Raw genomic sequence first — 12,372 nt, 5'->3', positions numbered from 1 at the left:
AATCACAGATGATCGGTATAAAAAAACGGATGAAATCCAGGAGGAATCATCCGCTAAATCAACCACAAATGTGATGCAATATGCTTTTTAGTGCGACTGCTCAGTTTTATGCCTGTGTGACAACAGGAATCCGCAGTTCTTTGGGTAAGCTGAAAGTAATATTTTCTTCACGACCATTCAGTTCCTGTGGCGCAGTTGCACCCCAGTCCTGCAAACGCTGAATCACCTGTTTAATCAGAATTTCAGGTGCAGATGCCCCTGCCGTCACTCCGATTTTAGAATCCTGATTAAACCAGGACTGTTCCAGCTGATCTGCATTATCCACCAGGTAAGCATGTTTCCCCATGCGTTCTGCCAGTTCACGTAAACGGTTCGAGTTGGATGAATTTGGCGAACCCACCACCAGTACAACATCACACTGCTCAGCCAGATCACGGACTGCATCCTGACGGTTCTGGGTTGCGTAGCAGATGTCGTCTTTGCGGGGACCCTGAATTTTAGGGAAGCGTAATCTTAAAGCATCAATCACTTTAGCCGTATCATCAATGGACAGTGTCGTCTGAGTCACAAATGCAACTTTTTCAGGATTGATGACCGCAAGGGATGCAACGTCTTCTTCATCTTCCACCAGGTAAATATGACCACCCTTTTTTTTGTCATACTGCCCCATCGTACCCTCTACCTCAGGGTGCCCTTCATGACCGATCAGAATGGCTTCCGTTCCCTCTCGGGCATATTTGGTCACTTCTATATGCACCTTGGTCACCAGTGGACAGGTTGCATCAAACACTTTCAGACCACGGTGTTCAGCTTCCTGCTGCACCGCTTTTGAAACACCGTGTGCACTGAAAATCACAATATTGTCATCCGGTACTTCATCCAGCTCATCCACAAAAACAGCACCGCGCTGACGCAGATCATCCACAACAAATTTGTTGTGAACCACTTCATGCCGGACATAAATAGGCGGATGAAAACATTCAAGCGCTCGGTTGACGATCGCAATTGCACGGTCTACACCTGCACAAAAACCACGTGGATTGGCCAATACAATTTCCATAGGATCCTCAGTGTTCACTTAAATTCAAGGATAAAACCAGAATTTTTTCAAACAAAATGACGTTTGCTATTTTGTTTGAATCCTGTCTGCTCTAAAATAGAGAAGATATTTTATCATATCAGGAAAAATATCATGTCGGGTCTCTTGTTTGTCGTTTCTGCTGCATCAGGAACAGGCAAAACATCCCTCGTAAAAGCGCTGCTTGAACGTGTCAACAATCTGCACGTTTCAGTTTCCCACACTACCCGAGGTCAACGTCCTGGTGAACTGGACGGTGTCCACTACCATTTCAGTAAAAAAGAAGATTTTCTCGCCCTGGTTGAACAGGGTGGTTTTATTGAACATGCGGAAGTTTTTGGAAACTATTACGGTACTGCACAGGCAACCGTAAAAGAACAGCTTGCAAAAGGTCATGATGTACTGCTTGAAATTGACTGGCAGGGCGCACAGCAGGTCCGCAAACTTTTTCCTGAATCCATCCAGATTTTTATTCTTCCACCAAGCCAGTTTGACCTGCGCCAGCGTCTGTCCAACCGTGGTACAGACACTGTTGAAGTGATTGAACACCGTTTAAGCTGTGCCGTTGAAGACATGCAGCAGTATACCAATTTTGACTATGTCATTATTAATGATGACTTCAACAAAGCACTGCATGATCTTGAGTCACTGATTACTGCCAACCGACTGACCATGCCGCAGCAGGCTGAACGTCATGAAGACCTGATCAGAAAGCTGATTACACCCGTTGCTCAAAAGTGATTAAAACTTGAGTCTGAAGACAAAGCATTTTATACTGCGCAGTCTGTTTTAAAAATTACCATTCGAACGAGAACTTTATGGCACGCGTAACCGTTGAAGATTGTTTAGACCATGTAGACAACCGCTTTGAGCTTGTACTGGTTGCAAGCAAACGTGCGCGTCAGCTTGCACGTCAGGGTATTGAGCCAACTGTTGAGTGGGACAATGACAAACCTACAGTTGTAGCATTACGTGAAATTGCAGCAGGTCATGTTTCCAAAGATATCCTGAAACAGCGTGAACAGGACTATCAGACTTCAAGTCTTGATCTTGCTTTATCAGCAAATAATCTGAATCTTGATGGTTTTTCTTTCCAGTAAGAAAGTAACCTGAAAAAAAGCCTGGTTTTTACCAGGCTTTTTTATGTTCTGAACTTTAATATTTTCTCAATAACCGTTATAACAGTAGATATTCATATTTATTGCTGGTCTGACAGCTTTCATTTTCTGAAATGAACAGTCTGACAGGTCGGGCAATCTGCTTTTCTGAGGAAAGGCAGCCAACCATCTTCTGTTAACAGTAATTGTGTAAAAGGTGTTTTATGCCAGGCTCAGAGGTCAGCCAAGCCAAGCAACAGCTCAAAATCATTATCGACGCTTACATGGATCAAAGCGATATCGAGCGCGTTCTTGCGGCCTGCGATTATGCTGATCTAGCCCATGACGGCATTACCCGTAAAAGTGGCGAACCCTATATTTTACATCCAATTGCGGTCAGCAGTATTCTTGCTCATATGCGGCTTGATCCTGAAACCCTAATGGCAGCACTGCTTCATGATGTCATTGAAGACACAGATTTCAGCAAAGATGACATCACTGAAAAATTTGGTAAAACAGTCGCAGAACTGGTGGATGGCGTAACCAAACTCAGCCATTCAAGTGATAAAGAATATAACAAAGCTGCATCGTTCAGAAAAATTTTACAGGCGACCTTACAGGATCCACGTGTCATTATTATTAAACTGGCTGACCGCTATCATAATATGACCACCCTGGGGGCATTACGTCCTGACAAGCGTGCCCGGATTGCACAGGAAACCTTTGATGTTTTTGTGCCTATGGCACGACTGGTCGGTATGAATGAAATGGCAGATAACCTGGAGCATCTGTGCTACCAGAATCTGGACCTGGATATGTTCAACAATGTTCAGGAAGCCCTGCTTCAGACCAAACCCAAACGCTGTGAATACCAGACCAAATGGGAAAACAACCTCACTGCCCTGCTTCAGCAGAACCAGATTGCGGGTCGTATCAAAAAGAAAAACAACAATATTGAGCTTTTAAGACACTTCGTCAAAAATGACATTGATTTACAGGAACTGACGCACAGTCACGCCTTTGAAATTATTTTACAGAGCATTGCTGACTGTGACCGCCTCGCTGAAATACTCGCTGAGCATTTTCAGGTTCTGCATTATGAAGACCACATCCGTAAACCACTGCCTGGTGGCAACCAGTCCCTCATGATGCGCCTGAAAGGTGAAAAAACCACACTTTCACTGACCATACAGACCGAACTGATGCGTAAGGCTGCCCGTTTTGGCGTCGTACTTGGTGAAAATGCACCGCAGGCCTGTCGCTCTGCCATTCAGGCATCCATGCAGAATCTGAATATCCTGATTGATGACCAGTGTGCCAAAACCACATTCAGTGATCTGCTGGACTATCTGCATCAGGAAAAAATCTGGGTGTATACCCCTCACGGGCATCTGCACGAACTCCCACAGGGAGCAACAGCCGTCGATTTTGCATATTCTGCAAGCCTATTCTTAGGTAACCATGCTGTAGGTGCCAAAATCAATGGTGAAACCAAACCATTGTCCACCCCACTGCTGAGTGGTCAGGTGGTGGAAATCATTACCGACGTTCTGGCAACACCAAATCCAGACTGGCTGAGTTTCGTCAACACGCAGAAAGCCCGTCGTGCTCTTCAGAATATTCTGCGTGATCAGGACATTGAAGAACAGCGTCTGATTGGACAGCAGGCACTGAGCCGCGCACTTAAGCTGTTCAACCGCTCCATTAAAGACCTGAGTGATGATGACTGGACCGATCTGCTGCAATGGCGCCATGTCGAATCACGTGATCAGCTGTTTGAACAGATTGCTGTCGGTGATTTACTCCCTCAGCTGGTTGCCAATCACCTGTATTCTCAGGATCAGACCCAGGAAGAACATGTCTCTGATCGACTGATTCAGGGTACTGAAGGTGTGGATGTCAAATATGCACACTGCTGTAACCCTGTACTGGGTGACCCGATTCAGGGACATCTGTCACGCAGAGGTCTGATTGTACACCGCGCACGCTGTCACAATCTGCTGCACGAACAGCATCTGCACCCTGAAAACATCATGCCTCTGCAATGGACATCCGAAGATGTGGATGATGTCAGCTTCACGGCATACCTCAGCATTGATATGGAAATGAATGACGAACAGATTTCTGACCTGATCTACCAGTGCCGTAAAGCAAAAACCGGTGTGGAAATGGTCCGCAACCATGAAGGCAAAACCTATGTCAACGTGGTGGTCAACAACCGTAAACAGATTGCCCGTATTATCCGTGACCTGCGAATGCATTACGGCTTCCCAAGAATTACCCGCCTTGCCCTGCCACTGAATATTTCAGAGACCTCAAAAGCGAGTTGATCACTTAAAACGATAGTACTTCTGCATGCCCATAGCTTCGACTATGATGTATGCAGACGAAAAAAGGAGAAAGCGATGTCCCGTCAGGTAATCCATACTGAAAATGCACCAGCAGCTATTGGTACATATTCACAAGCCATTCTGGTTAGCAACACTCTGTACCTTTCAGGTCAGATTGGACTTGACCCATACAGCATGGAACTGGTAGAGGGGATTGAAGCGCAGATCCGACGTGTTTTTGATAATTTAAAAGCCGTATGTGAAGCAGCAGGTGGTTCTCTGGCTGATATTGCAAAACTGAATATTTTCCTGACCGATCTGTCTCATTTTCAGCTGGTCAATCAGATTATGGGCGAATATTTTGCACAGCCCTATCCTGCACGTGCAGCACTGGGCGTTGCAAGCCTACCTAAAGGCGCACTGGTTGAAATGGATGGCATTGTTATTATTAATCAATAACATAAATCCAGATCATACAATACCACCGATCAGGTGGTATTTTTTTATTCAAAATACCAATCAGCACAAGTGATCTTTTAAATGAATCCTGTTGACAAATGATAATAATTATCAATAATATCACTTATCCCATTCATACTTTGGTTGTATCGCATGTACGTTTGTTTGTGCCGTGGTATTACAGATCAGGACATTAAAGACGCAGTTGCAAACGGTGCTGAAAGCTACCGTGAAATCCGCGATCTGCTTGACCTGGGAACATGCTGTGGTCGTTGTGCCCCTGAAGCACGCAGTATTATCAGCGATGAACTGTCAGAAATTGCTGCCCGTATTTCAATTGCTGCCTGATTTTTTGCAACACCCGAATAATCATAATTATAAACTCAATGGTCGAAAGACCATTTCTCCTCCCCCGCTTATGACTCTGAGCGGGTTTTTATTGCAGCAGACTTCAACGCTCTGAATATCTTTGGACTATTCAACTGTTTTTGATTGCGATTTTCATTTGCTGTTCCATAAATTACTCGCCAATCAACCCTGTACGCATTAAGATAAACAGATGGATTGCCTTAACTCCCTTAAGGCATAGATTGTTGATGGAGCTATGCAATGAAAGGCAACCGTGACGTAATCAATCAGTTAAACCAGGTGCTGTACCATAATTTAACTGCAATTAATCAGTATTTCCTGCATTCACGTATGTTTAATGACTGGGGAATTGAACAGCTGGGTTCAGCAGAATACAAAGAATCCATCCGCCAGATGAAACATGCTGATAAAATTATTGAACGGATTCTGTTCCTGGAAGGACTGCCAAACCTGCAGCATCTGGGCAAACTTTATATCGGACAGCATACCGTTGAAGTACTGAACTGCGATGTCCGCAAAGTTAAAGAAAACATTGAAGCAATCCAGAAAGCTGTTGCACTTGCTGAAGAGCAGATGGATTACGTGACACGTGACCTGGCTCAGGAAATTCTGGAAAAAGAAGAAGAATACTGGGACTGGCTGACCACCCAACTCGACCTGGTTCAAAGTGTTGGCACTGAGAACTATATTCAAAGCCAGTTGTAATTCTTTCAATAAAAAAGCCAGCTGAAACTGGCTTTTTTATTATGACTCAGTTTGAGATTTACAAAAAATCAATCTGCCTGTTTCACAGAAGATGCCGGCAGCAACTGTTCATATTTTACATCTACTTTTTTCATCTGCTTTAATAACCATAACTGATGCTTTGCTTCTTCTGGATAACCATTATAAGCCAGCAGTTTTGCATATTTAATGACGTCATATTTCGTTGGATAGTTTTCCACCATCCCTTTCAGTTCATCCAGCTGTTCACGGGAAACCTGGGTATATGGGTTCATCCTGATCCAGTCAATGCGCCGGTCAAATTCCTGGAGTATATAAATCTCGTCCTGGTTGGTCTGTTTTGCAGGCTGCCCATCATAACGGATGGACTGATTCAGCTTCGGTACCAGTGTTTTATAATCTCTGTAAATCAAGGCAAGTAAAATCAACCCGATAACAAATGTTATCTGCATAAACCGTGGAGACAGAGAAAACTGGCTGCACTGAGTATTCTGCGACTGCACAATACCGAGAATAAAACCCATCGGCAGCAGGAAGTAAGCATACATCAGCGGAAATTCAAGCAGACCATGCACCATCAGTGCACCGATCATCAGCAAGCCAATCACGGATTCCACTGAATTGACCTGTCTACTGAGCTGAACACCCCACCAGATAAAATACAGCAGTATTGGTACACCCAGCAGCAGACCATTCCACAGCAGCAGATCAATCACAATATTATGTGCACTGCGTATCCACACCGGCCCTGGAAATGAGTCACTGATCTGCATGTAGGCTACACTGGTCTGATGCCATCCGTAGCCAGACCAGGGTTTATTCTGAATGGCATGCAGCATCTGATCCCATATTGCCAACCGGGACATATCTGCCGTAGCACGTGCCACCACACCTTTGGTCTGTGCAATATTTACATCAGAGAACTGTACAACTGCCTGAGTCAGTACAGGAATACTTAGAGTAAATACAATAAACAGCGCCAGCCAGCTCAGGCTGTAATACCACTTTAAAGTAATATAGCCTTTGTACTGCTGCCATGCAGCGTAAATAAGCACACAGATACAGGCAACCCATGAAGTCCTGGACTGACTTAAAGCCACAGCAAACAGCATAATCAGTGTGCAGACTACAATCATCCAGTTTTTCAGCTTTTTCTTTTCATACAGATACAGCCCCGCCAGCAGCGACATAATCAGAAAACTGGCCATGTTGTTTGGCTGAGCAAAATTTGCATAAGGGCGGGCTGCATTTTTCATGTCAACCATACCTGGGATATAAGCATCAATTGTCAGCCATTGGCTGATTGCAATCAGCCCCGTCAGTGTTCCACAGAAAATAAATACGCTACACAATCCTGCAAATATCTGCTCCCTGTCTGTTTTACTCAGAGTCAGGTTATAACCCAGAACAATACAGAACCAGAAAGCAAAGACAAACAGGAAGCTGAGCAAAGCCTTATCAAAAAAGAAGATCTGCCCCACTCCCCACTGAATCAGTGGTATCACTGAAATCAGCAGCAAAGGAGTAGTGATTCCAGGAATACTGATCCTGTCTTTAAGATAAATGGCAGCCAAAGCAAACACCGCCAGGAAAGCATATAGCTCTCCGGTATAAGTCACCCATGGCCGGTAGTGCACAGGGAGCAGCCATGCCAGTGATATACAGACACTGGCGAGGAGCAATAAAAGGAATTTCATATTGGGGAAAATGCAAAAATATTGCAGCTATGATAGAAAAATTTGCGCTGAATGTCGTTGCAATTTATATACTGAATGCGATGTGATCATTTTTTTGTAACTGGCACCTTTTATTTGTATAAAAAACAATCATTCCATTTATGCTAAATACGTTCAACTAAGCCACATTAATTTTTTATTTAATGTCACTGAACACATCAAAAACATAATCACAACAATAATTTTCATTAAAACTGACATTTTTTGTCAACTAGTTACATATTTAGGTATTAATTTTTTTCTATATTAGACTTTATAACAACTCAATCTATTGATTTAGCAATGAATAAATGGATATTATGTAGCTGGCATACTTTATGCAAAATATAAATTAGCTTACAAAGCTTATAATTAAATTAACAAAACATTTGTGGAGAATGTTATGAACACTATGCAAAAAGGTTTTACCTTAATTGAGCTCATGATTGTGGTAGCAATTATTGGTATTTTGGCAGCTATTGCGATTCCTGCTTACCAGGACTATATTGCTAAATCACAAGCGACTTCTGGTCTGGCGGAAATTAACCCTGCTAAAACTCAATTCGAAGTTGCAGTAAATGAAGGTAAAGATCCTTCTACCGATGCTTCTGCTGCAGGTTATATTGGTGTGCCTTCTGTAACTCGTTATTGTGAAGTTAGTACAACTTTTGCTTCAACTACAGGTGTAGGTACAATTGTTTGTGAATTACAAAATGGTAATGCAACTAAGATTAATGGAAAAACCATTACTTTAAATCGTAGTGGTGAAGGTGCGTGGACTTGTGCAACTGGTAATGGCTTAGACGCTAAATTTAAACCAGGTTCTTGTTCTTAATATTAAGTTAAGTGTTTAAAAAGTGGAGATTCGTTCTCCACTTTTTTATTTCGATACATTCCATCGTACTCAAGACATGCTCTCATTTAAGCTTTACACCAAATAAACATACAGGCTACGTAGATCATAAACTGATTATTGCGTGTAAGTTAATCAAATCGAGCTACAATCGCTTGAACATATTTCAATCCTGCAAAGGTATTTGCAACTTAATATCTTAATTTATACAGATATTTGTCAGACTCCTTATTCAATCTCCTACTGTCTGATCTCATCATAATAATCGGGATCATATTTTATTCCCACCCCATATTCTGATGTGCTCAGTATCATCCTTCTTATCAGTAATCAAATAAGTTGCCTCATTTACAGTGTCAATCAGTTATTTTACAACCTGACGGTCATAGACTTCCCCTTTGGGAGATTTAAAAATCAATTAGTAACTCATTCACATCAATTACAGGATGATTTTTTGCTCATCCATCACATGACTGTCAATTTACCCTTTCAAGAACATTTCAAGCTCAACTTGCATGCCGATGCACGCGTATACAGCTTCCATCAATAAATACCTTTTTCTGATCTGAAATATCACGTAATCAAAAAACAACCCATAAACCTCTACCTGCTTCGCAATTCAAGCTATTCCAAGCAGCTCACCAGGGGTGAAGTTAATGAGGGATGTTATGCCTGTAGCAGTTCCCAAAATGACTTTATGATATTTCTGCTTTTTTGAGCAATAACAACTGTTAATTACATAGTATTTTGAATTTTCTCTTAGATATCACCTAGTGAGAAGAGCATGTGTCATTGGAAAAAGTTGAAATAAAAACAGCTTAAAGGAGGATTTTAAACCAATGACTCAGATAAGGACATGCCCTGACGAAAGCGGCACTTTAAAAGTGAATATTTATGCTTTTAAGAACAGCCATTTGGTTTATATTTTTCTGGAAAACCTGTGGTACCACAACTATATATTCCATCTGCAGATCGGTTAATATAGATTTCAGCATTTGCAGAAAAACCCGTGGTATTCTTTAAATGACAACGGATTGCTTTTAAAGCAACGCCTGTATTATCCGGATTTGTTGCGCTGATAGTACAGGTAGGTGTGCTGCTGCTTAAATTAATATCAGCAGGTGTGAGAATCGTTGAATATTGATGATTGACATAAAGTTCATAGGACGATTTTCCAGCAGAAATTTCATGTAGAGCAACAGAAGCTCGACTTTTTGCAATATAATCCTGATATGCAGGAATAGCCACAGCAGCAAGTATCCCGATAATGGCAATAACTATCATCAATTCAATGAGCGTAAAACCGGATTGAGTATATTTCATAATTTTTTTGACTTAAACTTAAATATGATTTATCTAAAGCAAAAACTATTCCATCTTTAAATAACATATATAAATTAACAACTTATGTATTTAAAGGCTTAACAAACCGCCAAATTCATAACAATAATTTCACTATATGTCAAAAATTGACAGTAATTTAACAAAGCTTTGCTGTACAACAATTTAGAATTAAGATTCTCTATCTACTTAATTTTAAGTTATAACCTAGGTATGTGATCAGTCAAATTCTGTAAATCTATTGAAGACTGCTACACCTGTATGAGTCTCATCTACCTGACTGAAAACCTTTTTGCTTTTAATTTTTCTTCTAATAATTTGATACAATACATCCTGGTTTTACCCAATTCAGGCGATAATAATCAGACCATTTTTTACAAATAGCTCTATCTAAACGCTTGACCATATTTAACAGTTCATTTCTTTCTAAAGCGCCCACTTGTCTATATTTTAAGGCTTGACATTCTTTACAAGCGGAATCATCACATATACCTATCGATCAAAATTACTTATTTGCTGTATTTGGTATCATAAGCTCCATTTGAATAAACAGAATTAATCTAATCATCGGACAGGATTTGAGTAAGCAAACCTCCTAAATCCCTGGACTGACTGATATTGTTTAGCGAGAGCAGAACAATACTCACACAAATTAGTCGTCTGTATCTATACCAATATGAAGTTGACGACATTTGTAAGATATTCAGGTTGATTTTTTACGTTTCAACTTCTCTTTACCTAAAAATGCCAGGCACGACTACATTATAAATATTTGTTTTTTTACCGTTATTTTATAAATATGTGTAATATCAATATACTTCAGTCTTCAACATAGGGTCGAATAATTCAGTGCCATTCAATCTATAATGACACCATGAACAAAGCCTCTAAATATAAGCAAAGAAAGATGAAAAAGGATTAATCATCAGACAATACTGAATCGACTTATCAAAACAAGCCTTGTTTCGTTCAAGCTTGTCCTGACGTTATACGTGCCATTGAGTCATAGGATCAAAACATATCAAGATTATTCGATTTATATTTTTAAACTCTATTATTTAAAGGAATAGTAGTATTATCCTCAGCTCTGCTAAAGATCCAATTAAGGATAATGGGGGGGATGACACTATACGGAATATTTTACAGATTGCGTCAATAGCATAATGAATCCTGGAATCATCAATAAAACATCATGACTGATGTGGGATGTTAAGCCTCATCCAGGTGAAAAAACTGTTGCTTTACCAGTATCTTATTTGCACCTTACAGTTACTTTGTTTTTACATCAAATATATTGAATACGTTATAATCAGTAAGCTGCTGTACTTTGATAGAGTTCTGTTGATTGAGATATTTCTAACACCAACTACGAAGTGTTTCAGGTGTACAACCTAATTTAGGCGAAATTACTATGGTTTCCACCTGGATTGGCAGAGTGGTTCAGATTTCTGATGCAAATAAACTACTCACTCATGATTCCAGGTAATTATTCTAATTTTGTCATAGATACATTCTTTCAGAATATTTTATCTCCAACAATCCAGGAGAAATTCCTTCTGAAAGGATATCCAAAAAGATGGCTTTATGGGATAGCTTTATACAACAAAGCTTTTTATTGTATTAAAATGAAAACCTTATTTGAGTATACGGGATGTTTTTAATGAATCAACGCCTTAAATTTTTTTTATGTCATTTGTTGATCTCCATTATAATTGCACTTATTGTTACAGGTATTATCTTCTTTATATGGTACCCCTCACCTCTTGCTCAAGCAGCAGGAGTTACCCATCTTTTTATCATGTTAATTTTAATCGACTTAATAGTCGGTCCTTTAATGACATTATTAATTTATAAAAAGGATATAAATGCTTTTAAAATGGATTTAAGCATTATTATTATTATTCAAATTTCTGCACTGGTTTATGGACTTCATAGTATTACACAAGGTCGTCCGGCATGGATTGTATTTAATCAAAATAAATTTGAATTGATTAGAGTGAATGATCAATTTATTGAAAATACAGAACATATTAATGAAAAATTTCAAAATATTTCATGGACTGGACCACAATATGTTGCAGCTATACCCAGTCAAAATATGAAGCAAAGAGAAGATGATTTATTTATGGATGCATTAGGAGGCGTTTCTTTAGCTCAACGTCCTGAACGATATGTTACTTTAAGTCATGTAAAACAGGAAATACAACAACAGTCTAAGGATCTGGATAATTTAAAAAAGTTTAATGATGTAAAACTGGTAGAAAAAATATTAAAGCAATATCCTGAAGCAACAGCATATTTACCCCTTAAAGCAAATAAACTAGATATGGTCATACTTTTGAATAAAAAAGAAGGAAGTATTGTAAATATCGTAAATTTACGCCCATGGGAATAATAAAGCAGTATT

At 40.0% G+C, this 12,372-nt stretch carries 11 protein-coding genes; 8 read left to right on the top strand and 3 right to left on the bottom strand.

Annotation, left to right across the window (positions count from 1 at the left end; genetic code table 11):
• Positions 1 to 106: 106 nt before the first annotated feature.
• On the bottom strand, positions 107 to 1,060 hold the full coding sequence (gene ispH / locus CDG61_RS01990; protein WP_087549867.1) for a 4-hydroxy-3-methylbut-2-enyl diphosphate reductase: 954 nt from the start codon (positions 1,058 to 1,060) through the stop codon (positions 107 to 109).
• 132 nt (positions 1,061 to 1,192) lie between these two features.
• Here ispH and gmk point away from each other — a divergent pair, with 132 nt between their 5' ends.
• The 6 genes from gmk (at position 1,193) to bfr (ending at position 6,038) form a co-directional block, all read left to right on the top strand.
• On the top strand, positions 1,193 to 1,819 hold the full coding sequence (gmk, locus tag CDG61_RS01985; protein WP_087549866.1) for a guanylate kinase: 627 nt from the start codon (positions 1,193 to 1,195) through the stop codon (positions 1,817 to 1,819).
• A 77-nt stretch (positions 1,820 to 1,896) separates the two neighbouring features.
• A complete protein-coding gene (gene rpoZ / locus CDG61_RS01980) occupies positions 1,897 to 2,178 on the top strand; it encodes a DNA-directed RNA polymerase subunit omega (RefSeq protein WP_067762989.1) in 282 nt (93 codons plus the stop codon).
• Positions 2,179 to 2,399: 221 nt separating this feature from the next.
• On the top strand, positions 2,400 to 4,505 hold the full coding sequence (locus CDG61_RS01975; RefSeq protein WP_087549865.1) for a RelA/SpoT family protein: 2,106 nt from the start codon (positions 2,400 to 2,402) through the stop codon (positions 4,503 to 4,505).
• Positions 4,506 to 4,580: 75 nt separating this feature from the next.
• A complete protein-coding gene (locus tag CDG61_RS01970) occupies positions 4,581 to 4,964 on the top strand; it encodes a RidA family protein (RefSeq protein ID WP_087549864.1) in 384 nt (127 codons plus the stop codon).
• Positions 4,965 to 5,117: 153 nt separating this feature from the next.
• Positions 5,118 to 5,312 (top strand): bacterioferritin-associated ferredoxin, encoded by a 195-nt coding sequence (locus CDG61_RS01965; RefSeq protein ID WP_087512158.1) that lies wholly within the window; start codon positions 5,118 to 5,120, stop codon positions 5,310 to 5,312.
• A 261-nt stretch (positions 5,313 to 5,573) separates the two neighbouring features.
• The gene (bfr, locus tag CDG61_RS01960; protein ID WP_087549863.1) at positions 5,574 to 6,038 is read left to right on the top strand and encodes a heteropolymeric bacterioferritin subunit Bfr; all 465 of its coding nucleotides are present in this window, start codon (positions 5,574 to 5,576) and stop codon (positions 6,036 to 6,038) included.
• Positions 6,039 to 6,106: 68 nt separating this feature from the next.
• Here bfr and CDG61_RS01955 read toward each other — a convergent pair whose 3' ends face one another.
• Entirely contained in the window at positions 6,107 to 7,753 is a 1,647-nt protein-coding gene (locus CDG61_RS01955; protein ID WP_087549862.1) for a PglL family O-oligosaccharyltransferase, read from the bottom strand.
• Between the two features lie 430 nt (positions 7,754 to 8,183).
• Here CDG61_RS01955 and CDG61_RS01950 point away from each other — a divergent pair, with 430 nt between their 5' ends.
• Positions 8,184 to 8,606 (top strand): pilin, encoded by a 423-nt coding sequence (locus CDG61_RS01950; RefSeq protein ID WP_416240703.1) that lies wholly within the window; start codon positions 8,184 to 8,186, stop codon positions 8,604 to 8,606.
• Between the two features lie 918 nt (positions 8,607 to 9,524).
• Here the strand turns inward: CDG61_RS01950 and CDG61_RS01945 are convergent.
• A complete protein-coding gene (locus CDG61_RS01945; protein ID WP_087549860.1) occupies positions 9,525 to 9,947 on the bottom strand; it encodes a pilin in 423 nt (140 codons plus the stop codon).
• 1,678 nt (positions 9,948 to 11,625) lie between these two features.
• On the opposite strand from CDG61_RS01945, the gene tfpZ reads away from it, so the two are divergent.
• Positions 11,626 to 12,360 (top strand): TfpX/TfpZ family type IV pilin accessory protein, encoded by a 735-nt coding sequence (gene tfpZ, locus CDG61_RS01935; RefSeq protein WP_087549858.1) that lies wholly within the window; start codon positions 11,626 to 11,628, stop codon positions 12,358 to 12,360.
• Positions 12,361 to 12,372 lie beyond the last annotated feature (12 nt).

The organism is Acinetobacter sp. WCHAc010052 (assembly GCF_002165295.2).
Lineage (GTDB): Bacteria > Pseudomonadota > Gammaproteobacteria > Pseudomonadales > Moraxellaceae > Acinetobacter > Acinetobacter chinensis.
The sequence above is the reverse complement of the archived record's forward strand: the minus strand, read 5'-3'. Positions and strand labels throughout refer to the sequence as shown.

Excerpts from the sequence above, each read along its gene's own strand:
- ispH (WP_087549867.1), bottom strand. The coding sequence starts at position 1,060 with ATGGAAATTGTATTGGCCAATCCACGTGGTTTTTGTGCAGGTGTAGAC.
- gmk (WP_087549866.1), top strand. The coding sequence starts at position 1,193 with ATGTCGGGTCTCTTGTTTGTCGTTTCTGCTGCATCAGGAACAGGCAAA.
- rpoZ (WP_067762989.1), top strand. The coding sequence starts at position 1,897 with ATGGCACGCGTAACCGTTGAAGATTGTTTAGACCATGTAGACAACCGC.
- CDG61_RS01975 (WP_087549865.1), top strand. The coding sequence starts at position 2,400 with ATGCCAGGCTCAGAGGTCAGCCAAGCCAAGCAACAGCTCAAAATCATT.
- CDG61_RS01970 (WP_087549864.1), top strand. The coding sequence starts at position 4,581 with ATGTCCCGTCAGGTAATCCATACTGAAAATGCACCAGCAGCTATTGGT.
- CDG61_RS01965 (WP_087512158.1), top strand. The coding sequence starts at position 5,118 with ATGTACGTTTGTTTGTGCCGTGGTATTACAGATCAGGACATTAAAGAC.
- bfr (WP_087549863.1), top strand. The coding sequence starts at position 5,574 with ATGAAAGGCAACCGTGACGTAATCAATCAGTTAAACCAGGTGCTGTAC.
- CDG61_RS01955 (WP_087549862.1), bottom strand. The coding sequence starts at position 7,753 with ATGAAATTCCTTTTATTGCTCCTCGCCAGTGTCTGTATATCACTGGCA.
- CDG61_RS01950 (WP_416240703.1), top strand. The coding sequence starts at position 8,184 with ATGCAAAAAGGTTTTACCTTAATTGAGCTCATGATTGTGGTAGCAATT.
- CDG61_RS01945 (WP_087549860.1), bottom strand. The coding sequence starts at position 9,947 with ATGAAATATACTCAATCCGGTTTTACGCTCATTGAATTGATGATAGTT.
- tfpZ (WP_087549858.1), top strand. The coding sequence starts at position 11,626 with ATGAATCAACGCCTTAAATTTTTTTTATGTCATTTGTTGATCTCCATT.